The following is a 22,109-nucleotide window of genomic DNA, read 5'->3' as shown; positions in this document are numbered from 1 at the left end:
CGGTGTCCGGTGTCTGCCACGGCACTCTGGGCGAGCTGTACCAAGGCCCGTTGCGACCGGACACCGATCCCGAGATCGCGGTGGTGTCCTTCCCCGTGGACCGCCACTCATGGGTGTACTTCACACCGAGGACGACGGCCGGCCCGCCACGTCCGCCGGCACTGGGTGAGAAGTCGGCGACAGCGGCCCGGCTCTTCCTGGACCACTACGGTTTCGCCCTGCCCCCTGGCGACTGGCGCACCCACTCCGAACTTCCGGTGGGCGTGGGGATGGCCAGTTCCACGGCGGACATCGTGGCGACGCTGCGCTGTCTGTTCCGTGTCTTCTCCCTGCCGTACGACACGGACGTGGTCCTCGGCGTCCTGACGGACATCGAGCGCGCCGACAGCGTCTTCCTCGACGAGTTCGCCCTGTACCTCAGCGGCCGGCACCGGGTGGTGCGGCGGCTGGGCCAGGACATCGGCTTCCACACCGCCTACGTCACGGAACCCGGCACGGTGAACACCGCCGCCGTCACTCCCCTGCTGCTGGACCACTACCGGCGCCGCGGCGAGGAGTACCACCGGTGTCTGACCGATCTGCTGAAGGGCTTCGACTCGGGTGACCCGGCCGCCGTCGCCCGGGCCGCGACGACCAGCGCCGCGTTGTCCCAGGAGGTGCTGCCCAAGGCGACCTTCAGCAGCCTGCAGGCTCATCGTGAGCGGTTCGGCGCCGACGGCGTCTTCGTAGCCCACACCGGCTGCCTGGCCGGCTATCTCTTCGCCTCACACCCACGGGCCGAGGTCAAGTCCGAACTCTCCTCGTTCTTCCACTCGCTCGGCCACCAGTGCACCTTCACCCAAGGAGGCTACGGGTGATCCACCCCCACATCGCCGACGCCCTGAAAGTCCCGGACCTCGTCCGGCTCACCGACGGCCTGGTCCTGCTGCGGTTCGAGTCGATGAAGATCTACTCGGCCCTGGCCGCTGTCCGTCATCTGCTGGAGCGGGGCACGGTCCGTCCGGGCCAGACCCTGATCGACAGCTCCAGCGGCATCTACGCCTACGCCCTCGCGCTGGCCTGCCACCGGTACGGCATGCGGTGCCACATCGTCGCGTCCACCACCGTGGACGCCACCACCCTCGCCCAACTGGAAATCCTCGGCGCCGCGGTGGAGCAGGTCAGACCGTCGCGGAACCTCAAGCTCGACCAGGAACTGAGGGTGCGACGGGTGCGCGAGATCCTCGCCGAGGATCCCGGCCACCACTGGATGCGCCAGTACCACGACGACGTCCACTACCTCGGCTACCAGGAGGTCGCCGACCGGATCGCGGCGGAGTTCCCGGCCGCACGGCTGACCGTCGTCGGCGGGGTGGGTTCCGGAGCCTCGACCGGCGGCATCGTGGAACGCCTGCGCGTTGCGGACCCCTCGGTGCGTCTGGTCGGCGTCCAGCCCTTCGGCAGCGTCACCTTCGGCAGCCAGGACCATCACGATCCCGAGGCGATCATCGCCGGCATCGGTTCGTCGATCGTCTTCGACAACGTCCGCCACCATCTCTACGACACCGTGCACTGGCTGGACTTCACCCACGCCATGTCCGGTGCCGTCGCCCTGCTGCGCGAGCACGCGGTGTTCGCCGGGCTGTCCACCGGTGCCGGCTATCTGACGGCGACGTACGAGGCCCGCCGTCACCCCGACCGACTGCACCTGGTGGTAGGGGCCGACACCGGACACCGCTACGTGGAGCGCGTGTTCGCCCGGCACGCCGAGGCCCTGGACCCGGCCGCGCTGAAACCCCTCGAGGTCCGCACTCCGGAGGAGATGACCATGCCGTGGTCGAGGATGACGTGGCAGCGCACTCCCTGCCCGGCCCACTGGAAGGAGCGGGCGGCATGACCGTGGCCTGCCTGGAGTCACTGACCTTCGGCCTCGGCCATCTGGTCCGCGCCGCCGATCGGCTCGGCGAGCGCCTGCTGCTGCTGACCCGGGACCCCGCCTACTACGCCTACGAATTGGACCGGCTGCCCGCCGGCACCCTCGACGTCGTCGTGACCGACACCTTCGACGTGGAGCGGACCGCCGATCTGCTCCGGCGCACCCCGGGACTGCGCGGCCTGATCAGTTCCACCGACACCTGGACCCTGGCCGGCGCTGCCCTCGCCGAACGCCTCGGCCTGCCCGGTCTCGATCCAGCCGTCCTGCGGCTGACCCGGGACAAGGCCGCCGTACGCAACAGGCTGCACAACGCGGGCCTCACCCGCGGAAGGGCCGTCGAAAACGCCGGCCCGGACCGTGAGGCACGTGGGCTGCTGCTCAAGGAGGCGGGACTGCCGCTCGTGCTCAAGGACACGGCGGGCACCGGGAGCCAGAACGTGTGGCTGGTCCGGGACGAGGGCGAACTCGACGCGGCGCTCGCCGAGGCGTCCGGTCGGGACCTGAAAGGACGGTTGTTCGCTGAGCCCTATTTCAGCGGCCCGGTGTACAGCGCCGAGACGCTCACTTGGGACGGCCGCACCCGGCTGCTGGGCGTCTCCAGCCGGCTCATGTCACCGGAGCCGCGCTTCCGGGAGGAGATCACCGCCTTCCCCGTCGCCTTCCCCGACCTGCAGCGGACATCGCTGGAGCGCTGGCTCGACCGGGTGCTCGCCGCCATCGGATACACCGACCGGTTCGCCCACGTGGAGTTCGTGCTGACCACCGACGGCCCGGAGGTGGTGGAGGTCAACCCCCGGATCGGGGGCGCCCTGGTCGGGGAGGGTATGTGCCGGGCGCTCGGCGTCAACGTGTACGAGGCGATGATCGAGGCCACGCTCGGCCGTCGCCCCCAGCTCATGGACTCGGACCTGCCCGGTGGTCCGGCCGTCGCCTTCGTACTCGGCTATCCGGCCGCACCCGGCGTGTTCACCGGCGTGGCCGGGCTCGACCGGCTCACCGACATGCCGGGAAAGCCCGCCTGGTACCCGGTCAAGCGGACCGGCGATCTCATCGAGCACCTGGGCGACAGCCGCGGTTACGCGGGCATCGTGTACGCCGAGGCGGAGACCGCCGAACTCGCCACCCACCGTGCGGTGGCCGCCGCGGGCGCCCTGCGGGTCCTCACCGACCCGGCCGGCCGGGAGACGCCCGGTGGGTGAGCGCACCACCCGAGGGCCGGGTCTGCGGGTCTCGCTGTTCCCGCTCACCGGTCCGCTGCGGTTCCTCCTGCTCAGCTCGTTCCTCATTCCGCTCGGCAGCTTCATGGTCCTGCCGTTCATGTCGGTGTTCCTGCACGAACGGCTCGGGATGGGGCTCGGCACGGTCGGGGTCGTCCTGGCCGTGGCATCGCTCGTGCAGTTCTCCGGCGGCATCGTCGGCGGAGCCCTCGCGGACCGGATCGGGCTGCGCCGCACGATGCTGTGGGCACTGGTCGTGCGCACCGCCGGTTTCGCCGGGCTCCTGCTGGCCCTGCGCTGGCCGCCCCTCGCGGTCTGGGCGCTGGTCCTGACGTGCTGCGGTGCCGCGCTCTACCTGCCCGCGAACAAGGCGTATTTGGTGCACGGCGTCGACGACGAGCGCCGCCCGGCGTTCCTGTCGGCGGGCAACGCGGCACTCAACGCGGGCATGGCCGTAGGCCCGTTGATCGCCGGGCCGTTCGTCCTGTCGTCGCCCGGCTGGCTGTTCGCGGCCGTCACGGCGCTGTTCCTTGCGGTCACGGTGGGACATGCGCGGCTGCCCGGGGCCGACGGCACGCATCCCGTCGAATCGGAGGACACGGCCCGCCCAGGTCTCCTCGCTGGCGTGGCACTCCTGCCTTTCGTCGCCAACGCCCTGGCGTTCTACCTCTACTTCCACTTCCAGCACTTCCTGGCGGTGTACGCCGTCGAGCGCGCCTCCAGCGCGTTCTACAGCGTGGTGCTACTGCTCTGCTTCACGCTGGTCATCGTCGTACAGCCGCTCGCCTCCGACCTGATCCGGCGCATGCCGTACGCCCTCGCCCTCGCGGTCGGCTTCACGGGCCTGGCGGCGGGCCTGGCCGTGCTGGCATCCGGTACCCGGACGGCACTGCTGGCGGGCGGCGCGCTGATCACCTTGGGCGACATCGTGCTGTTCCTCAAGAACGACCTGGAGGCGCTGCGCCGCAGTCCTCGCTCCGACGCCGTGGTCTTCGGCCAGCAGCGGCTGGCCGCGGGCCTGGGCGCCTGCGCGAGCGGCGTACTGGGCGGGCAGTTGTACGGCCTCGGCGAACGGGCCGGGCACACCGGCTGGTTCTGGCTGCTGGCAGCCGCCCAGTGTCTGTTGCTTCCCCCTCTGCTGCTCACGCTGCGCCGTCGCACGGCGCGGCCTCCTGTCCCCGACGACGACCATGAAGGAGCACTGACGCGCGATGACACGGACGGGCGGATTCCAGGACGATGACTTCTGGACCGAGTTCCACGACTTCCTGTTCTCCGAGCAGCGCCACGAGCAGGCCGAGGAACTGCTGGACACCTCTCCCCTACTGACCTTCCCGCAGGGGTCGCGCGTGCTGGACCTGTGCTGCGGGCCGGGGGTGTTCACCGTGCCGCTCGCCCGCCGCGGCCACCGCGTGACCGGAGTGGATCTGAGCCCGGCCATGCTGGACCGGGCACACAAGCGGTCGGCCGACACCGGTGCCGAGGTGACGTACGTGCGGGCCGACGCCCGCGAGTACGAGGCACCGGGCGGCTTCGACGTCGTCCTCAACATGTTCACCTCCTTCGGGTACTTCGAGGATCCCGCAGACAACGCGCGTGTGCTGCGCACCATGTACACCTGCCTGGCTCCCGGCGGCACGCTCGTCCTGGATCTCGCCGGGAAGGAGCTCCTTGCCCGCAGGGTCACCCCACCCAAGGTGGTGCGGCGGGGCAACGATGTGATGGTGCAGACCGACACCGTGCTGGACGAGTGGGCGCGGCTGCGCAGCGAGTGGGTGCTGGTCCGGGGCGATCGGGTGACGCGGGCCACCTTGACGTGGTTCGTGTACAGCGCGGTGGAGCTGCGGCGGATGGCAGAGGAGGCGGGGTTCGGCCGCGTGGAGGTCTTCGGCGGGTTCGACGGGCGCCCCTACGACGAGAGTGCCGAGCGGCTCGTCCTTCGGGCGGTCCGCGAAGCGTGAGGGGGTGCGGGGCGTGCGGCCGGGTCCGCACGCCCTTTTGCCGTCGCCTCGGAGGAACGTAGGATCACCTGGTCATCGCCGCGACGGGAGACAGGAAGCCGGTGCGAATCCGGCACGGTCCCGCCACTGTGACCGGGGAGCGCCCCTCCGACATGCCACTGCGCACCGCGCGGGAAGGCGGAGGGAACGTCGATCCGGGAGTCAGGACACTGGTCCGTCGCGGGCCCGTCCCAAGGAGCGCGGACTCCAGGAGGCTTCACGTGTCCCAGCTGTTCACCCCTGCCCGCACACGCGGGTTCCTTCGTGCGACGGTCGCTGCCGTGGCTCTTTCGTCCATGTTGCTGGCCGCCGGCTGCGGTTCGCCCGACGAGGGCGGCGGGGACGCGAAGGCCACCGCGGCCGTGCCCGAGGGCTTCCCGGTCACCATCGACAACTGCGGCGTCAAGACGACGTACGACAAGCCGCCGTCGCGGGTGGTCACCATCCACCAGCACCCGGCGGAACTCATGCTCGCCCTCGGCCTGGAGGACCGCATGGTCGGCACGGCCTTCCCTGACTCCGCCGTTCTGCCCGAGCTGAAGAAGGACTACGAGGCGATTCCCGAACTGGCGGAGAAGGAACCGTCGTTCGAGAGGGTCCTGGACGCCGAACCCGACTTCGTCTACGGAGGCTACGGCAGCGCCTTCGCCGAGAACGAGGGCCGCTCCCGCAAGGCGTTCGCCGACGCCGGCATCGACACCTACCTCAACCGCGAGTACTGCGGCAAGAAGCAGGTGACGATGAAGGACACCTACGACGAGATCCGCACCATCGGCAAGGTCTTCGGTGTCCCGGACCGGGCCGACAAGCTGGTCGCGGACCTCGAGGGCCGCGTCGGCGAGGCCGCTGGCAAGGTCGAGGGCGAGCCCGAGGTGTCCGTCTTCGTCTACGACAGCGGCGACAAGAGCGCCTTCACCGCGGGCGGCAAGAGCCTGGGCACCGAGCTGATCCGGCTGGCCGGCGGCGAGAACGTCTTCGCCGACCTCGACGACGTCTTCGGCGACGTCTCCTGGGAGCAGGTCGTCGAGCGCAAACCGGAAGTCATCGCCATCTACGACTACGCCGGCGCCGGAAGCGTGGAGGAGAAGAAGGAGTTCCTGCTCTCCCAGCCCGCGCTCGCCGACGTACCCGCCATCAGGAACAAGCGGTTCGTCGTCCTGCCGCTGACCGCCACCCTGGTCGGCATCCGCTCGGCCTACGCGGTCGACGACCTGGCCCGCGGGCTGCACCCCGAGAGCTTCCGGTGACCCAGGCCGCCACCGACACGTCCACCGAGCGGACGGTTCAACGGCGGAGGGCCACCGGGTCAGCAACAGGCACTACGCGGTTGGCCGTCACGCTGCTGGTCCTCACCGCGTTGCTCGTCGTCTCCGCGACGGCGGGCCTCGCGATCGGATCCGTGCATGTACCGCCGGGCCAGGTGTGGGGCATAGTGACACACGCTCTGGGCGCCGACTGGCAGGATCCGGACTGGTCCCGGGCCCGGGAGACCATCGTGGTGGACGTGCGGGCGCCGCGGGTGCTGCTCGGTGCGATCATCGGCGCCGGCCTCGCGGTGATCGGCACCGCACTACAGGCCCTGGTGCGCAACCCGCTCGCCGAGCCGTACCTGCTCGGCGTCTCCTCCGGTGCGTCCCTCGGCGCGGTCTCGGTGATCGTGTTCGGGTTCACCCTCTTCGGGCCGCTCTCCCTGTCGGTGGCCGCCTTCGTGGGCGCCCTGGGCGCGCTCCTGCTCGTGTACGCCACCGCCCGCACCGGCGGACGCATCACCTCGGCACGGCTGGTGCTGTCCGGGGTGGCGATCGCGGCGGTCCTCACCGCGGTCCTCGATCTGCTGCTGCTCACCACCGACCGCGGCAACGAGACCCGCGCGGTCCTCGCCTGGACCCTCGGCGGCCTCGGCGGCGTCAACTGGGGCACCCTGTGGCTGCCGAGCACGGCCCTGCTGTTCGGTGTCGGCGTCCTCATGGTCCAGGCCCGCAATCTGAACCTGCTGCTGGCCGGCGAGGAGGCGGCGACCACGATGGGGCTGGACGTGGCCCGGTTCCGCGCCCGGCTGTTCGTCGTGCTCTCCCTCGTCACCGGGGTGCTGGTCGCGGCGGCCGGACCGATCGGCTTCGTCGGCCTGATGATGCCCCACATCGTGCGCCTGTTCGTCGGCGGCGACCACCGCCGGGTCCTGCCGACGGCGGCACTCGGCGGAGCGGTCTTCCTCATCTGGGCCGACATCGCCGCACGGACGATCGCCGCACCGATGGAGATACCCGTCGGCGTACTCACGGCCCTGTGCGGCGGGCCGTTCTTCCTGTGGTTGATGCGCCGGGACGCCCGGCGCGGCACCGACCGAGGAATGGCATGACCGCGACCGAACTGAGCGTCGACGGCGTCACGCTCACCGCTGGAGCCCGCCATCTGGTGCGCGACGTCTCCCTGACCGCCCGCCCGGGCGAGACGATCGGGCTCGTCGGCCCCAACGGCAGCGGCAAGTCCAGCCTCCTGCGCACCGTCTACCGCGTCCTGCGCCCCGACACCGGCCAGGTACGCGTCGACGGCAGCGACGCCTGGGCGCTGCCGGTGCGGCACCTGGCCCGCACCGTGGCGGCGGTGGTCCAGGACTCGGCCGCCGACTTCGATCTCGCCGTCCGTGAGGTCGTCGCCATGGGCCGCACCCCGCACAAACGGCTCCTCGCCGGCGACACCCCCGAGGACGCCGACCTCATCGACTCCGCACTCCGCGCGGTCGACGCCCTCCACCTGGCCGACCGCCCCTTCGACCGGCTCTCCGGCGGCGAGCGCCAGCGCGTCCTGATCGCGCGCGCCCTCGCCCAGCGGCCCGCCCTCCTCGTCCTCGACGAACCCACCAACCACCTCGACATCCGCCACCAACTGTCCGTGCTCAGCACCCTGCGCCGCCTGCCCGCCACCGTGCTGCTCGCCCTGCACGACCTCAACCTGGCCGCCTACTACTGCGACCGCCTCTACGTCCTGCACCACGGGGAAGTGGTCGCCTGCGGCCCGCCGGCCGAGATCCTCACCCCCCAGCTCCTGGCCGAGGTCTACGGAGTGGCGGCGGAAGTCGCCGCCCATCCGCGCACGGGCGCCCCGCAGGTGACGTTCCTCCCCGAAGAGCCGAGCAGCTGAAGGGCCCACCCACCGTTACTGGCCCACACCCATCCGCGCTGCCTGGGACGGAACGGGGAGCGTGGCCGATGCCTCCAGGACACCGAGGCTCTCAAAGAAAGGCTGGGCTTTGCGGGAGCCAATGGCATGCCCTGGTCGACCGCGACGAGTTCCGGGCGGGCCACGTGCCGGTCGTAGAGGGTCGTGTCGTCGCCCCGTCGGTGCTTCGGGTACTCGAATAATGAGGAGAACCCGAATGCAACGATGCCCACGACAGACGCAGAAACCCACCTATCCAGAAGCCCCGCCGGGCCGCACCTGCGGGGCTTCTCGTCAAACGCCGCTATCACGCACCTGTCACCAACTGCGTCGACTCCCACGGACCAAAATGCTCTGACCTGGCGTTATACGGTCACCTTGGACTAACCTGGACGCCCAAAGACAGCATCTACAACCTGTGCCATGTGGTACCCAGTGAGGGACCGAGGATCAGGACCGGTGCGTCTTCTGGCCCGTCGAAGCGGTATTGCAGGGTGTTCGGTGGCGTCTCACTCACGCCCCAGACCCTCTCACGTATCACAGACGGTCCTGAAACGCGGGGGTGCGGGGCACCGGTCTGACCAGGTTGAAGACCTCGCGGGCGGCGTATCGCTCAAGGCATCGGATGCCCTCACGTCGGGTCTGCCCTCCCGGTGCGGCATTCGTAGTACGCCTGGGTGCGCGGGTCGTGGCGCGGCCGGGGGACGACGATGCGGTGCGTGGTGCTCGACGAACCGGGTCAGGCGTTGGTTCAGCTCATTGATCTGCGCGGCGAGCTGTTCGATGCGCTCGGCCAGCATGCGCAACGTCATGTGGGTGGCCTGGGCCACTTCGTCCTCGTCTCCCCCTCTGTTGGGTGGGCCGAGGCGCGCGCAGGGGGGAACAGCTCGGCGTTACCGAGGCTCGACATTCGTTCCGGCAGGGCGGGGTCGGCGATGACCAGGACGGCCTTGAGCTGGTTGATCGCCTGGGTGCGGGCCTTGACCGCGGAGTCCTTGGCGAGCTCGGGTACCCGCCCCGGCGCACATCCCACATCTGATGGCCTCCAGCAATCCCAGGGCCGCCGCCCACCGAGCCCGGTCAGGGATTCCAGTAGACGGTGCTGAAGGTACGGTCGAAGCGACGGGCCTCCAGGTCCGCGCGCTGGATTCCCCACTGGACGTCCGCGCCTTCCCGATCACTGATGTTCGGGTTCCAGTGGGCCAGCAGGACCCAGTCCTCGACTGCGCCCGACACCGGCTCATCGCCGCCCCAATGCCCCCGGTTCGCCTGTCGGACGGCGCAGCTCGCGACGATTTCCAGCGGGTCCGGGTCGGAGTCCTCCTGGTCCGCGTATCCGCCGATCTGCAGATGCCCTCTTCTGTCAGAGGTGTCGCACCAGACGGTGACCAGCTCGTCTGCGTGCGGAAACCCGGGAAGTGAGTGGTACGGCAGGTCTGGTTCGGTTCTGGCTCTCAACTCGCCCTGCGGGTACGAATCAACGATCTTCTGGTAGTGGTCGTCGCCGGGGTAGCCGTTCCAGGTGTTCTTGTCGCGTTCCTCGACCGGTGTGCCGGCCGGGACGTAAATGGCCTGGCCGCAGTTGCCGTCGCCGTCCGTTTCATCGAGTGAGGCGAAGAGCAGCAGGCGTCCGTCGGGCGGCAGAGGGAGGTCCGTCGCGTCCTTCGGCAGGGCGGCGAAGTCGACGGAAGCGAGGTACGGGTGCTCGGGGTCCGGGATCTCGGCGGGCAGCAGCAGCGGCCCGCCGAACCTGCCCGCGACCGGTCCGTCTCCGCCGCTGGTGAGGACCGTGCAGGGCCGGACGTGGCCGATCCACCGGTCCACCTCTTCAGCCGGCAGCGGGTCTATGTCCTCCCACGGGTACCCCTGCTCAACTGCCCGCGTACGAAAGGGAAGCAGCATTCCTCGAAGCTCGTCATCCGTCACACCAGCGACTGTAGCTCCCGCCACCGACACCCCGTGGCCCCCGTGACGACGAAGGCCGCTCATCATGAGAGGAACCGCTCTGCCTGTTCATGGCACCGGAATCGGCGACGGGCTGGCAGCGGTTGACGGAATCTTCACCACGGGTACCTCCACGATGGTGGATCTGTCGCGCGGCGAGAGATGCGCTGTCGTACGCGATCGACAGCAATGGCGCCAAGGCCCCGCTGGCGGCGGGCACTTCAGCAACGGCGACCGGCCTGCTCGCCCTCCGCACCGTATGACGCGCTCGCAACCATGGCGCGGTACCGGTTGGTCGCATACACGATTCAGTGCCGGAAAATGCTGTGACACCTCCGGCTTCACGAAACTTCCACGATCGCGTTCGGTGCGTACTACAGTTTCCCGCGCGACCCGTCACTTGTGTCGCGCAAGAGACAGATGGGCTGGAATTCTTCGCATGCCCAGGGTGCGCCGGGTTCAGGGGGCTTTGTGCAGGAAATGATCATGGGTTCGAACGTGGCCCTGGCGGACCTGAGTGACGACGTCGGTTCAGTGATCGTCAGTCTGGGCTGGGCCAGCCCTACCGGTGAGGGCGACGCGGATGTGTCGGTCCTGCTACTGGACGCGAACGGCAAGGTGCGCAGCGACGGCGACTTCTACTTCTACAACCATCCGGTGGCCGCCGACGGGAGCGTGCAGCTCCTGGGCAAGACGCCGACGGCGGACGGAAGTGAGGACCGAATCAGTTTCGACCTCACCGCCGTGCCGTCCGGGATCGACCGGATCGTCGTCGCCGCGAGCAGATACGGCGAGGCCGGATTCGGTGAGCTGGACGACGTGAGGATCACGCTGGCCGACGCGGCCGGTGAGGGCCTCCTGCGGTTCGCCGTCGCCAACGTCGGCTCCGTGACGGCAGTCATCTTCGGTGAGCTGTACCGGCGGGGTGAGGGATGGAAGTTCCGTGCCGTCGGGCAAGGCTACGAAACGGGGCTTGCCGGGCTGGCCACCGACTTCGGGGTCGACATCGAGGACGACGCGGCTGCAGAATCCGAAGCGACGCTCGACGGCACGGAGGCCGGCGAGCAGGCGGATGCGACGGCTCTGGCGCCGCCCGAGAAGCCGACCGAGAAGCCGGACAGGCATGCGTCGCTGGAAGCCGTCCCCGCCCCTCGCCGACCTGAGGACGGAACCCGCGAGCCGAAGAAGCCGGCCGCCCGTCCTCGCACCGCCAAGAAGAAGGTCACCCTCCCCAAGACGGTCAAGAAGACCCTGGCGGAGAACGACTCCTGGAAGTCGGCCAGGCTCTTCCCGGTCTCGGTGCTCAAGAGCGACCGGGACCGTGAGATGCGCGCCACCTCGGTACTGCTGTCGGTTATGGCGCAGGTGCCGGAGTTCAGCAGAAGGCTCACCGCTGGGTTCGGGGCTCCGGCGGGCCGTATGGAGACGTTCACGGAGGTCTCTCTGCCGCATGGGGACAGTCCGCGGCGCCCGGACGGGGTGGTCCGGGTGGAGCGGGCCGGCAAGCTGTGGACCGCGCTGGTCGAGACGAAGACCAATGGCAACGCGCTCAAGGGCGACCAGATGCAGGCGTACATGGACATCGCCGCGCGCCGAGGTTACGAGGCCGTGATCACGCTGACGAACGACGTCGCGCTGGAAGGCAGCCCGCTCGTAGACGTCAAGATCGACAAGCGACGCAAGCACAAGGTCGCCCTCTGGCACCTGTCCTGGGCCGAAGTCGCCCACCAGGCGCAGATGCTGATCAGGCACGAGGGCGTGAGCAACGCCGCGCACGCCTGGCTTCTGCAGGAGCTGCTGCACTACCTGCAGCACGAGAATTCAGGCTGCCACGGCTTCCAGAACATGGGGCCCGCATGGGTCCCCGTGCGCAACGGGATCGACGACGAAACCCTTTGCCAGGGCGACGCCCGGGCACTGGAAGTGGTCGAGAACTGGGAGCGGCTCATCCGCCAGGTCTGCCTGAGGCTCGGCGGCGAACTCGGGCAGAAGGTCCTGCCCGTCCAGCGCGCCAAGCGCGGAACGGACCCCAAAGAGCGCCGAAACCGCCTCGCCGACCAGCTCTGCCTCAACGGGCGGCTCCAAGCGGACCTGCGCATCGACGGCACCCCCGGCGTCCTGACCGTCAGCGCCGATCTCCGCACCGGCAAGCTGCGCACAGGCATCGACATCCCGGCCTCCGAACAGGGCTACCCCCTGAGCTGGGCCAAGCGACTCATCCGGCGCCTGGCCGAGGCACCGGCGGACCTGCACGTCGAAACCCTCGTCGACAGCGAAGCCGCAGGCCCCCGCGGAACCCTGGAGCGGCTGCGCCCCGAGCCGGCGGACCTGCTCCCCAAGGACAACAACGCCAAGATCACTGGGTTCCGTCTGTCCCTGCTCAAGAGCATGGGGAGCGGCCGCGGCAACGCCGAGACCGGCTTCATCCGAAGCGTGGACGATGCCGTGCACCGCTTCTACACCACCGTCGTCCTCCACCTGGACGCCCCTACGACACGCCGGACGCCGCCCAAGGTACGCACGGCGGCCGGATGACACCCGGGTGCAGATGGCAGCAACGCCGCCTGTGCCCGCCGTGAGCGTCCTCTTGCACAGGCCCGCCCTCCGACCTCCGCAAGAGGACACTCACGGGACGTCGAGGCTCCTCAGGGCCGGCCGACGGCACTGAGCCGTGCGACTTCGCCGTCGGTCGGCGAGATGTGTCGAACGGGCCCACCTGCTGCACCTCACCCAAGCCCAGGAGGGCTCCGACGCGCTCGCCCGCCCGGCCCCGCGCGGGCGGCAAGCAGCGCGAGCCGCCCGAGAGTCTTCTGTGGACCCTGGACGCCGTCACCGCCGGGCCCGCGTTCGTCGTCGTCACGGCACCGGCACCGGCACCGACACCGACAGCAAACGCTTCCACCACTCCGTCGTCGGCGACCTCACCCTCTCCTGGCACGGCTCGGCCGTCGACGCCGAGCCCGGCCTCACCCTGCTGATCCATACCGCCGAGCCCGGCTCGCCGTCCGAGGAGGGCCTGCGCCTGCCGGCCTCCTGGGCCGCCTCGCAGGCCGCGGACTCCCTCGACGAGCGGCTCTCCAGCCGCTGAGGCGAAGCCCCCGATGCGAGCCCGTGGCCGACGAGGGGCGTGACAGCGCGGCACTGCGCCGGTACGGGGCGGTCTTCCCGCTGTGACCGGGGCCACCATTGAAACCCCGGATTAATTCATATTTAATGGCTGCGCTTGCCGCTTCCGGCTACGTCCCCGGCCTGCCCCGGGCCCAGGAAGGAACTTCGATGAGCACAGCCCCCGGCGCGCCGACGGTGTCGCGCAGCGCGCTGCCCTGGGTGGAGCGCATAGGCATCCCCCGCCCCCTGATGTGGGGATATGTCGCGGTCCTGATCTTCATGATCGGTGACGGCGTGGAGTCCAACTACCTGGAGCCGTACCTCCGCGACAGCGGCTTCACCTCCTCCGGCGCGGGTCTCGTCATCAGCGTCTACGGCGCCTTCGTCGCCCTCGGCTCCTGGCTCTCCGGCGCCCTGTCCAACGTATGGGGACCGCGCCGTGTCATGCGGATCGGCGCGGTGCTCTGGATCGTCTTCGAGGTCCTCTTCCTCACCCTGGCCCTCCCCAGCGAGAACCAGGTACTCGTCTACGTCTTCTACGGCCTGCGCGGCATCGCCTATCCGCTGTTCGCCTACGCGTTCCTGCTGTGGATCCAGCTCACCGCCCGCAGGGAACTGCGCGGTTCCGCCGCCGGCTGGTTCTGGTTCGCCTACAGCGCGGGGCTGCCCACCATCGGCTCCGCCATCGCCGCCGTCAGCATCCCCCTGGTCGGGGCCTATTCCACCTTCTGGCTGTCCCTGGGGCTGGTCGCGGTGGGCGCGGCGATCGGCTCCTTCGCCGTCAAGGAAGCCCGCGGCACCCGGCCGATGGTCGACACCACGGCACCGGACTTCTCCTTCCGGTCGGAACTGCTGCGCGGAGTCAGTGTCCTCAAGCGCCATCCGCGCATCGGGATCGCCGCGGTGGTCCGGATGATCAACACGACGCCGTACTTCGGGTTCTTCGTCTTCCTGCCGTCGTTCTTCACCGACGACATCGGCATCAGCGAATCGAAGTACCTGGCCCTGGTCACCTTCATGGGCGTCATCGGCATCCTCGCCGACCCGTTCTTCGGCCGGATCAGCGACCGGCTGGGCTGGCGCTCCACCATCGCCTGGGCCGGCGGCGTCGGCTGCGCGCTCGGCGTGGCGCTCGTCTACTGGGTGCCCCAGCTCGCCCCCGGCAACTACGCCGTCGCCCTGCTGGCCACGGTCGTCTACGGCATCATGCTCGCCGGGTACATCCCGCTGTCCGCGCTGCTCCCGTCCCTGGTACCCGAGGAGGACAAGGGCAACGCCATGGGCATCTACAGCCTCGCCGCCGGACTGTCCACCTTCGTCGGGCCCCTGACGTACTCCGTCGTCGACCCCCTCGTGGGCCACACCGGCGTCGTCATCGTCTACATCTGCATGTACCTGGCGGGCGCCCTGCTCACCTGGCGCTACCTGGACGTGCCCGAGGACCCCGGGTCGCGCCGCACCGGTGGCCCCGCGCCGGCGGTCTCCCTCGCGCCGAAGGACCTCCAGGCGTCCTGACCGGCCGCGCCCCCTCCCCCGACACTCCGTACCCGAAGCAACGAGGAACGACATGAGCACAGCCTCCAGCACCGCCACGATGACCGGCGCCTTCCTGCCGGGGGACGGCACCGTCGACCTGCGCGAGACGCCCCGGCCCCGGGCCGGCCACGGCCAGGTCGTCCTGCGTACGCGCGCGTCCGGGATCTGCGGCAGCGACATCCACTACATCTACAACGGCCACATCGGTGAGGGCGGCGCCCGCTACGACGACGTGGTGGCCGGGCACGAACCGGCCGGCGAGGTCGTCGAGGTGGGCCCCGGCTGCAAACGGCTCCAGCCCGGCGACCGGGTCGCGGTCTACCACATCTCCGGCTGCGGCCAGTGCGACGAGTGCGCACGCGGCTACTTCATCGGCTGCACATCGAAGGCCCGCGCCGCCTACGGCTGGCAGCGCGACGGTGGCCATGCCCCGTACCTCCTCGCCGAGGAGAACACCTGCGTCCCGCTGCCCGAGCCGCTCACCTACGTCGACGGCGCCTTCATCGCCTGCGGCATCGGCACGGTCTACGAGGCGCTCTCCCGGATCGCGCTGAGCGGGGCGGACCGACTGCTGGTCACCGGGCTCGGCCCGGTCGGCGCCGCGGCCGCCATGGTCGCCCGCGCCTTCGGCGTACGCACCGTGTACGGCGCCGAGGTCGTCCCCGAACGGATGGAGTGGGCCCGCTCGCTCGGGCTGTTCGACGAGGTGCTCGACTCCTCCGCCGAGCCGCTGGAGCGGGTGCTGGAGCTGACCGGTGGCACCGGTGTCGAGGCGGCCGTGGACTGCTCCGGTCACCCCGCGGCCCGCTCCCTCGCCCTCAAGGCGCTGCGGGTGCGCGGCCGGCTCGCGCTCGTCGGCGAGGGCGGGCAGATGACTCTCGACGTCTCGGACGACGTCCTCCACAAGCAGGTGCTGATCTCCGGTTCCTGGGTCACCTCCGTGCAGGGCATGACCCGGCTGGCCGAACTGCTCGCCCGGCAGGAACTGCACCCCGAGCGGCTGGTCAGCGACCGCTTCCCGCTCACCGGGGCAGAGCGCGCCTACGAGGCGGCGGCCGGTCGCGCCGCCGGCAAGGTCTGCCTCGTCTTCGAGGACTGACCGCACGCGCCGCGGCATCCTTTCCCACCGCGCGGCCCGGACGGCGGTGACTCCACTGCCGTCCGGGCCCGTTCTCCGAGGAGCACCTCCGTGAGCAGTACACCCGCCCACCGAGATCGCCAGGGCCGGGTCAGCGCCGTCCGGCGGGCGCGCGCCGGACACGAGATCGTGGAGGTGGACAACGGCCTGGTCCGCCTGCTGATCGCCCCCGCGCTGGGCGGCCGCCTCCTGTCGGCGGTCCTGGACGGCCGCGAGTTCCTGCACCGGGACCCGGAACTCCTGGACGACGCGCTCAACGCCCGTGACCCGCGTGCCGTCGGCCCCCACGACGGCCCGATGTCCGCCTGGCACAACTGGGGCGGCGACAAGACCTGGCCCGCCCCGCAGGGCTGGTCGGGGCCCGGGGAGTGGGCGGGCCCACCGGACCCCGTCCTGGACTCGGGGGCGTACGCCTGCGAGGTGGACGTCGCCGACGACGGCTCGCGCGCCGACATCACGCTCACCAGCGGCGACGATCCGCGCACCGGGCTCCGCCTGACCCGCCGGATCACTCTCGCGTCCGGCCGGTGCGACTTCGCGCTGCGGCTCAGCGCCCACAACGTCTCGGCACGGACCGTCCGGTGGGCGCTGTGGAACGTGACCCAGTTGCCGGGGTGTCCGGCCGACCGGCCGGGAGACGGGGTGTGGCTGGGGACGTCCGGGTCGGGCGCGCCGGCCACCGTGGACCTGGTCGCGGGCACCGGCCGGCCGCGGGTCGAGCGACACGGCGACGTCCTGCACGTCCCGGCGCAGGACGTGGTCGGCAAGGTCGGCTTCCCCGACGCGGCCGGGTGGATCGCCCACGTCGGCCCGGCCGGCACCTGGACCTACCGCTTCCCCGTCGACCCCTTCGCCGCTTACACGGACGACGGCTCGCGGGCCGAGGTGTGGATGGAACACCCCCTGGACGCGCCGCTGGAACACTTGGGCGGCCTGCGTCCGCGCCACCGGATCGTGGAGTGCGAGGCGCTCGGTCCGTACCGCGAACTGGCGCCCGGCGACACCACCGCGCTGGACGGCACCGTGTCGCTCGGTCCCCGGCTCGGCGCGGTGACCTCGGTCGGCGCGCACGCCTGGTGGGGCGAGCCGCTCACGTACGCCGAGGGGAAGGTGACCGGCGTGTGCGTGCCGTCGGGCGGCGGCCCGGCGGCCCTGCTGGTGCGGGACACGGCCGGCCGGGTGCTGCGGCGGCTGCCCGTCGGTGCGTGCGGGGCGGGTACGCCCCTGGTCCTCGACACCCGGTTGCCGGCCGGTCCGGGCGCTGCGCGGGTGGAGGTGTGCTGCGGGAGGGACGTTCTGGGAGCGGTGGCGGTGCTGCCCGGCTGACGCCCGCCCCAAACGCCTGTGCCCGGCACCTCGGCGGACCCGAGGTGCCGGGCACAGGCGTTTGGGGCGTACGGCGGTCAGGTCGCCCTGGAGCGGTAGCCGGCCGTCGGCAGGCCGGGCACCTCCACCCGGGCGCGGAACACCGCCCCGTCGAGCGGTCCCGGGGCGGCCAGTCCCACCCGGGCAGTCGTGACGTAGAGGGTGCGTCCGTCCGCGCCGCCGAGGCAGACGCCTGCGGGCTGGGTCACCGGCAGGCCCAGTACCGTCGCCAGGGTGCCGTCGGGCAGGTAGCGGCGGACCTCGCCCGCGCCCCAGACCGCCGTCCACAGGGCACCCTCGGCGTCCACGGTCATGCCGTCGGGGCTGCCCTCGGTGATCCGGGCGAACTCCTCGCCCTCGCCGAGGCCGCCGTCCCGCGGGTCCACAAAGTGGCGCCGTACGAGACCACGCGCGCTGTCGGCGAGGTACATGGTGGTGCCGTCCCGGTCGAAGGCAGGGCCGTTGGGAACGGTGACGCCCCTGAGGACCCTGGTGACCGTGCCGTCGGGGCCGGTCCGGTACAGGGAGCCGGCGTCCGGTGTCCCGTCGTAGGCCATGCTCCCGGCCCAGAAGCGGCCGTGCGGGTCGGCGCAGCCGTCGTTCATCCGCATCGCGGTCGGCGCGGCCCGCTCGGGGTCGGCCAGCCACTCGGGGTCCGTGCCGGGGGTGAGCAGGCAGATGCCGGTGCCGGCGGCCGCGATCCAGGTGCCGGGCCGACCGGCGACGGGGGCCACCGCGCCGAGCGGTACGTCCAGACGGGCGAGGGTCCGCAGCCCGGCGGTGCCCTCGCCGTCCGCGGTGAGCAGGCGGCCGGTGAGGATGTCGACGCAGACGAGCCGGCCGTCGGCCCAGCGGATGCCCTCGCCGAGTTCCAGGCGGTCCGGTGCGCCCAGAGGCGACAGATCGGTCATGGTGGGGCGCTCCCGGTGGTCGTGGACGGGTCAGCGGATCGTGGTGCCCGGGGCGGCGGAGAGCAGCCCCAGTTCGTCCCGGCGGGGCAGGCCCTCCCAGTCGCCGTCCGAGGCGACGGCGAACGCGCCGAGGGTGTTGGCGCGGTCCAGGCGTCCGTCCGGGGGCAGTCCGTCGAGGAGTCCCGAGAGGTAGCCGGCGCAGAACGCGTCGCCCGCTCCCACCGTGTCCCGTACGGGCACCCGCAGGGCGGGGACCGTGTGCCGGGAGCCGTCGCGGTCCCGGAGGGCGGCTCCCTCGCCCCCGCGTTTGACGACCACTTCCCTGACCCCGGCCGCCAACAGCGCGTCGACGGCGGCCTCCTCCCCCTGCGGCTGCTCGGCGAAGGCACCGGTGACCACGGGGAGTTCGTCGTCGGAGGCGATCAGGACGGTGACGTGGTCCAGCAGGGGCAGCAGTGCCTTGCCCGCGTCCTCGGCCGTCCACAGGCGCTGCCGGTGGTTGACGTCCAGGACGACGGTCCGGCCGCGGTCGTGCGCGTGGGCGGCGGCCTCGCGCACCGCCTCCAGCGGGCCGGGGCCGAGTGCGCAGGTGATGCCGGTCAGGTGCAGGACGCGGGCGCCGGCGTCCAGGGCGGGCACGAGGTCGACCGGGGTGAGCAGGGAGGCGGCGGAGTGGCGGCGCCAGTAGTGGACGCGGACCAGGTCGGCCACGCGTCGCTCACGGAGCATGCCGCCGGTGGGCGCCTCGGGGCGGACGCCGGCGTGGGAGGTGTCGACGCCTTCGCCGCGCAGTGTGCGCAGGATCAGCCGGCCGGGTTCGTCGTCGCCGACCAGGCCGGCCCAGGCGGCCCGGTGGCCCAGGCGGGCCAGGCCGATGGCCACGTTGGACTCGGCACCGGCGATGGTGGTGCGGGCCTCGGCGCCGATCGCGAGCGGTCCGGGCAGTTGCGCGGCGAGCATGGTCTCGCCGAACGTGAGGACGTCCGCGGCGACCTGCCCGGTGTCGGGGCCGGTGCTCATGCCCGCCCCCGCGCGGGGTCGGCGGCGCAGAGCGCGACGAAGCGCCGGGCGCGCTCGCGCAGGGCGTCCAGGTCGCCGCCGCGCGCGGCGTCGCCCACCAGCGGGGAGCCGACGCCGACCGCGACGGCGCCGTGCGCGAGGTACTGCTCGGCGCCGGTCAGGTCCACCCCGCCGACCGGTACGAAGGGCAGGTCCGGGAAGGGGTCGCGGAGGGCCTTGAGGTAGGCGGGGCCGCCGGCCGAAGCGGGGAAGAGCTTGACGGCGTCGGCTCCGGCACGCCGGGCGGCGACGGCCTCGGTCGGCGTGAGGGCTCCTGCCAGCACCGGCAGTCCGACGCGGACCGAGGCGGCCACGGACTCGGTGAGCGCGGGGGTCACGATCCAGCTCGCGCCGGCCTCCCGGGCGCGGACGACGTCGTCCTCGGTCAGCACGGTGCCCGCGCCGACGAAGGCCGTGGGGCCGGCCTCGGCGACGGCCCGGCGGATGACACCGAGGGCGTCGGCCGTGTTGAGCGAGACCTCGACGAGGGACACGCCCTCGTCGAGCAGGGTCAGGACGGTGCGCAGCGCGGCGTCGGCATCCGGGCCGCGCACGATGGCGGCCAGCCGGGTGCGCCGCAGCACGGCGGAGAAGCTGTCGGTGGCGCGGGACTGCGGGGCGTTCATGGTCACGTCCAGGAAGGTCGGGGTCGGGCGGGGGCGCCGGGCGGGGTCACCACTCGGCGAAGGAGCCGTCGGTGTGCCGCCACAGCGGATTGTGCCAATCCGCGGCGGTGCCGTCGGCGGCGCGGACCGCCTTCTCGTCCACCTCGATGCCGAGGCCGGGGGCGGTGGTGCGCAGCAGGTGGCCGTCGTGGAACCGCAGCGGGGTGGTGTCGACCAGGTAGTCCAGCGGACCGGCGCCCACGTTGTAGTGGATGCCTATGCTCTGCTCCTGGATGAGGAAGTTCGGGGTGCCGAAGGCGACCTGGAGGCTGGCGGCGAGCGAGACGGGCCCGAGCGGGCAGTGCGGCGCCATGAGCACGTCGAAGGTCTCGGCGAGCGCGGCGATCCGGCGGACCTCGGAGATGCCGCCGGCGTGCGAGAGGTCGGGCTGGAGGACGGCCACTCCGGCGGTGAGGGCGGGCAGGACGTCGGTGCGCGAGTAGAGGCGCTCGCCGAGGGCCAGCGGTACGGGGGACGAGGCGGTCAGGTCCCGCAACCGGTGGGTGTACTCGGGGAGTACGGGTTCCTCGACGAACAGCGGGTTGTACGGGGCGAGGTGCGGCAGCAGCTTGGCGGCGTTGGCGACCGTGAACCGGCCGTGGAAGTCGACGGCGAAGTCCCGGTCGTCGCCCAGGGCCTCCCGGGCGGCCGCCGCACGGGAGACGACCTCGTCGACGTCCCGGACGGTCGCCAGCCGGTTCATCCGGCCACTGGCGTTCATCTTGACGGCGGTGAAACCCGCCTCCACCTGCTCCCGGACGGCCTCGGCGATCTGGCCGGGCTCGTCGCCGCCGACCCAGGTGTAGGCCCGCACCCGGTCGCGCACGGGGCCGCCGAGCAACTGGTACACGGGAGCGCCGTACACCTTGCCGGCGATGTCCCACAGGGCCTGGTCGAGTCCGGCGACCGCGCTGGAGAGAACGGGACCGCCGCGGTAGAAGGACCCCTTGGTCATGGTCTGCCAGTGGTCCTCGATGCGCATCGGATCCTGTCCGACGAGGAGTTCTGACAGCTCTCGCACGGCGGTGCGGACGGTGGCCGCACGGCCCTCGACCATGGGCTCGCCCCAGCCGACGACGCCTTCGTCCGTCTCTACACGGCACAGCAGCCAGCGCGGCGGCACGGCGAACGTCTCGACGCGGGTGATCTTCATGCTTCTCCTTGGTGCGGCCGGGCACCGTCGGCCGGTCGCGACACCGGACACGGGCGTCCTCCGCGGGGCGGGCACGGTTCAGGAAGAGGTCTTGTAGGCGCTCCAGCCGCCGTCGACGACCAGTGAGGCCCCGGTGACGAAGGACGCGTCCTCGCTCAGCAGGAAAGCCGTGGCCCCGGCGACCTCTTCGGGACGGCCGAGGCGCGCGGCGACGGTCTGCTCGGCGCTGCGCCGCCGGTCCTCCTCGCCGATACCGTCCCAGGCGCGCGTGAGCACGGGCCCGGGCAGCAGCGCGTTGACCCGTACGTCGGGCCCGTACTCGACGGCCAACTGGCGGGCCAGTCCGGTGAGTCCGGCTTTGGCGGAGGCATAGGCGGGGCGGCCCGGCAGTCCGACGAGGGCGTGGACCGAGGAGACCAGGACGGCGCTGCCGCGGGTGGCGCGCAGATCGTCCAGGCAGGCACGGAAGCCGAGGAAAGCGCCGGTCAGCGTGACGCCGAGCTGTTGGTTCCACTGGTCGAGCGTGGTGTCGTGGGCGGGGGCGACGCGCACGGCGTAGGCGTTGGAGACGAGGGCGGAGACGGGGCCGTAGGCGCCGCGGACGGCGTCCAACGCCGCGGCCCAGGACCCTTCGTCGCTCACGTCGGTCCGGTGGAACACGGCCTCCCCGCCGGCGTCCCGGATGGCGCGGGCCGTGCGCTCCCCCTCCGCCGTGTCGATGTCGGCGACGAGGACGCGGGCCCCCTCGTCGGCGAGCCGTCGGGCCACGGCCGCACCGATTCCCCCGGCCGCGCCCGTGACCACGGCGACGCGTCCGTCGAAACGGGGCCGGGCCCCGGAAGGCGGCGGGTGCATGGACGGCATGAGCGGCTCCGGAGGCTGCGGCGCGGACGGGACGGTCGGGGCCGGCGGCCATGACCGCCCCCTGGAGTTATTAAA

The 22,109-nt window shown here is 71.5% G+C and carries 19 protein-coding genes, 1 pseudogene and 1 riboswitch; of the genes and pseudogenes, 13 read left to right on the top strand and 7 right to left on the bottom strand.

What is annotated here, in order from left to right:
* Nucleotides 1-50 precede the first annotated feature (50 nt).
* The 8 genes from ACZ6IM_RS10620 to ACZ6IM_RS10585 all read left to right on the top strand — a co-directional run bounded on the left by ACZ6IM_RS10620 (nucleotide 51) and on the right by ACZ6IM_RS10585 (nucleotide 8,273).
* A complete protein-coding gene (locus ACZ6IM_RS10620; RefSeq protein ID WP_397722990.1) occupies nucleotides 51-857 on the top strand; it encodes a GHMP family kinase ATP-binding protein in 807 nt (268 codons plus the stop codon).
* Entirely contained in the window at nucleotides 854-1,876 is a 1,023-nt protein-coding gene (locus tag ACZ6IM_RS10615; protein ID WP_191880128.1) for a cysteine synthase family protein, read from the top strand. Before ACZ6IM_RS10620 ends, ACZ6IM_RS10615 begins: the two co-directional genes overlap by 4 nt.
* Complete coding sequence (locus tag ACZ6IM_RS10610; RefSeq protein WP_125503117.1) at nucleotides 1,873-3,114, top strand: ATP-grasp domain-containing protein; 1,242 nt, start codon at nucleotides 1,873-1,875, stop codon at nucleotides 3,112-3,114. Before ACZ6IM_RS10615 ends, ACZ6IM_RS10610 begins: the two co-directional genes overlap by 4 nt.
* Complete coding sequence (locus tag ACZ6IM_RS10605; RefSeq protein WP_125503119.1) at nucleotides 3,107-4,375, top strand: MDR family MFS transporter; 1,269 nt, start codon at nucleotides 3,107-3,109, stop codon at nucleotides 4,373-4,375. The genes ACZ6IM_RS10610 and ACZ6IM_RS10605 overlap by 8 nt, the downstream gene beginning before the upstream one ends.
* Nucleotides 4,344-5,093, top strand: a complete 750-nt coding sequence (locus tag ACZ6IM_RS10600; RefSeq protein ID WP_125503121.1) for a class I SAM-dependent methyltransferase — start codon at nucleotides 4,344-4,346, stop codon at nucleotides 5,091-5,093. The genes ACZ6IM_RS10605 and ACZ6IM_RS10600 overlap by 32 nt, the downstream gene beginning before the upstream one ends.
* Nucleotides 5,094-5,184: 91 nt before the next feature.
* Nucleotides 5,185-5,305: riboswitch (cobalamin riboswitch) on the top strand.
* Nucleotides 5,306-5,428: 123 nt separating this feature from the next.
* Nucleotides 5,429-6,379, top strand: a complete 951-nt coding sequence (locus ACZ6IM_RS10595; RefSeq protein ID WP_240661440.1) for an ABC transporter substrate-binding protein — start codon at nucleotides 5,429-5,431, stop codon at nucleotides 6,377-6,379.
* Nucleotides 6,376-7,491 (top strand): FecCD family ABC transporter permease, encoded by a 1,116-nt coding sequence (locus tag ACZ6IM_RS10590; protein ID WP_125503125.1) that lies wholly within the window; start codon nucleotides 6,376-6,378, stop codon nucleotides 7,489-7,491. Before ACZ6IM_RS10595 ends, ACZ6IM_RS10590 begins: the two co-directional genes overlap by 4 nt.
* A complete protein-coding gene (locus ACZ6IM_RS10585; protein WP_125503127.1) occupies nucleotides 7,488-8,273 on the top strand; it encodes an ABC transporter ATP-binding protein in 786 nt (261 codons plus the stop codon). The genes ACZ6IM_RS10590 and ACZ6IM_RS10585 overlap by 4 nt, the downstream gene beginning before the upstream one ends.
* An 826-nt stretch (nucleotides 8,274-9,099) precedes the next feature.
* Here ACZ6IM_RS10585 and ACZ6IM_RS10580 read toward each other — a convergent pair.
* Nucleotides 9,100-9,324, bottom strand: coding sequence for a hypothetical protein (locus tag ACZ6IM_RS10580; protein ID WP_469555830.1), 225 nt, complete (start codon nucleotides 9,322-9,324; stop codon nucleotides 9,100-9,102).
* A gap of 47 nt (nucleotides 9,325-9,371) precedes the next feature.
* Complete coding sequence (locus ACZ6IM_RS10575; RefSeq protein WP_469555828.1) at nucleotides 9,372-10,217, bottom strand: DUF1963 domain-containing protein; 846 nt, start codon at nucleotides 10,215-10,217, stop codon at nucleotides 9,372-9,374.
* Nucleotides 10,218-10,715: 498 nt separating this feature from the next.
* Here ACZ6IM_RS10575 and ACZ6IM_RS10570 point away from each other — a divergent pair, with 498 nt between their 5' ends.
* From ACZ6IM_RS10570 to ACZ6IM_RS10550, 5 genes and pseudogenes are all read left to right on the top strand, one after another.
* A complete protein-coding gene (locus tag ACZ6IM_RS10570; protein WP_469555935.1) occupies nucleotides 10,716-12,770 on the top strand; it encodes a TerD family protein in 2,055 nt (684 codons plus the stop codon).
* Nucleotides 12,771-13,086: 316 nt separating this feature from the next.
* A pseudogene (locus ACZ6IM_RS10565) lies at nucleotides 13,087-13,323 on the top strand (MmyB family transcriptional regulator); the annotation flags it as partial.
* Nucleotides 13,324-13,511: 188 nt separating this feature from the next.
* Entirely contained in the window at nucleotides 13,512-14,858 is a 1,347-nt protein-coding gene (locus ACZ6IM_RS10560) for an MFS transporter (RefSeq protein ID WP_052837635.1), read from the top strand.
* A 52-nt stretch (nucleotides 14,859-14,910) separates the two neighbouring features.
* Entirely contained in the window at nucleotides 14,911-15,978 is a 1,068-nt protein-coding gene (locus tag ACZ6IM_RS10555) for a zinc-dependent alcohol dehydrogenase family protein (RefSeq protein ID WP_052837634.1), read from the top strand.
* 90 nt (nucleotides 15,979-16,068) lie between these two features.
* A complete protein-coding gene (locus tag ACZ6IM_RS10550) occupies nucleotides 16,069-17,343 on the top strand; it encodes a hypothetical protein (RefSeq protein ID WP_052837633.1) in 1,275 nt (424 codons plus the stop codon).
* 77 nt (nucleotides 17,344-17,420) lie between these two features.
* Here the strand turns inward: ACZ6IM_RS10550 and ACZ6IM_RS10545 are convergent, their stop codons facing one another.
* The 5 genes from ACZ6IM_RS10545 to ACZ6IM_RS10525 form a co-directional block, all read right to left on the bottom strand.
* Entirely contained in the window at nucleotides 17,421-18,293 is an 873-nt protein-coding gene (locus tag ACZ6IM_RS10545) for an SMP-30/gluconolactonase/LRE family protein (protein ID WP_052837632.1), read from the bottom strand.
* 30 nt (nucleotides 18,294-18,323) lie between these two features.
* Nucleotides 18,324-19,313: a sugar kinase gene (locus ACZ6IM_RS10540; protein ID WP_469555823.1), complete on the bottom strand. Its 990-nt coding sequence runs from the start codon at nucleotides 19,311-19,313 to the stop codon at nucleotides 18,324-18,326.
* On the bottom strand, nucleotides 19,310-19,978 hold the full coding sequence (locus tag ACZ6IM_RS10535) for a bifunctional 4-hydroxy-2-oxoglutarate aldolase/2-dehydro-3-deoxy-phosphogluconate aldolase (protein WP_052837630.1): 669 nt from the start codon (nucleotides 19,976-19,978) through the stop codon (nucleotides 19,310-19,312). Before ACZ6IM_RS10535 ends, ACZ6IM_RS10540 begins: the two co-directional genes overlap by 4 nt.
* Nucleotides 19,979-20,024: 46 nt before the next feature.
* Nucleotides 20,025-21,170, bottom strand: coding sequence for a galactonate dehydratase (gene dgoD, locus ACZ6IM_RS10530; RefSeq protein ID WP_052837629.1), 1,146 nt, complete (start codon nucleotides 21,168-21,170; stop codon nucleotides 20,025-20,027).
* Between the two features lie 78 nt (nucleotides 21,171-21,248).
* Nucleotides 21,249-22,025 carry an SDR family oxidoreductase gene (locus ACZ6IM_RS10525; RefSeq protein WP_052837704.1) on the bottom strand — a complete coding sequence of 259 codons (777 nt, stop codon included), beginning with the start codon at nucleotides 22,023-22,025 and terminating at the stop codon, nucleotides 21,249-21,251.
* Nucleotides 22,026-22,109: the final 84 nt, after the last annotated feature.

Source organism: Streptomyces sp. NPDC042336 (assembly GCF_055581985.1).
The sequence above is the reverse complement of the archived record's forward strand: the minus strand, read 5'-3'. Positions and strand labels throughout refer to the sequence as shown.

Excerpts from the sequence above, each read along its gene's own strand:
- ACZ6IM_RS10610 (WP_125503117.1), top strand. The coding sequence starts at position 1,873 with ATGACCGTGGCCTGCCTGGAGTCACTGACCTTCGGCCTCGGCCATCTG.
- ACZ6IM_RS10600 (WP_125503121.1), top strand. The coding sequence starts at position 4,344 with ATGACACGGACGGGCGGATTCCAGGACGATGACTTCTGGACCGAGTTC.
- ACZ6IM_RS10595 (WP_240661440.1), top strand. The coding sequence starts at position 5,429 with ATGTTGCTGGCCGCCGGCTGCGGTTCGCCCGACGAGGGCGGCGGGGAC.
- ACZ6IM_RS10585 (WP_125503127.1), top strand. The coding sequence starts at position 7,488 with ATGACCGCGACCGAACTGAGCGTCGACGGCGTCACGCTCACCGCTGGA.
- ACZ6IM_RS10570 (WP_469555935.1), top strand. The coding sequence starts at position 10,716 with ATGATCATGGGTTCGAACGTGGCCCTGGCGGACCTGAGTGACGACGTC.
- ACZ6IM_RS10560 (WP_052837635.1), top strand. The coding sequence starts at position 13,512 with ATGAGCACAGCCCCCGGCGCGCCGACGGTGTCGCGCAGCGCGCTGCCC.
- ACZ6IM_RS10555 (WP_052837634.1), top strand. The coding sequence starts at position 14,911 with ATGAGCACAGCCTCCAGCACCGCCACGATGACCGGCGCCTTCCTGCCG.
- ACZ6IM_RS10545 (WP_052837632.1), bottom strand. The coding sequence starts at position 18,293 with ATGACCGATCTGTCGCCTCTGGGCGCACCGGACCGCCTGGAACTCGGC.
- ACZ6IM_RS10540 (WP_469555823.1), bottom strand. The coding sequence starts at position 19,313 with ATGAGCACCGGCCCCGACACCGGGCAGGTCGCCGCGGACGTCCTCACG.
- ACZ6IM_RS10535 (WP_052837630.1), bottom strand. The coding sequence starts at position 19,978 with ATGAACGCCCCGCAGTCCCGCGCCACCGACAGCTTCTCCGCCGTGCTG.
- dgoD (WP_052837629.1), bottom strand. The coding sequence starts at position 21,170 with ATGAAGATCACCCGCGTCGAGACGTTCGCCGTGCCGCCGCGCTGGCTG.
- ACZ6IM_RS10525 (WP_052837704.1), bottom strand. The coding sequence starts at position 22,025 with ATGCACCCGCCGCCTTCCGGGGCCCGGCCCCGTTTCGACGGACGCGTC.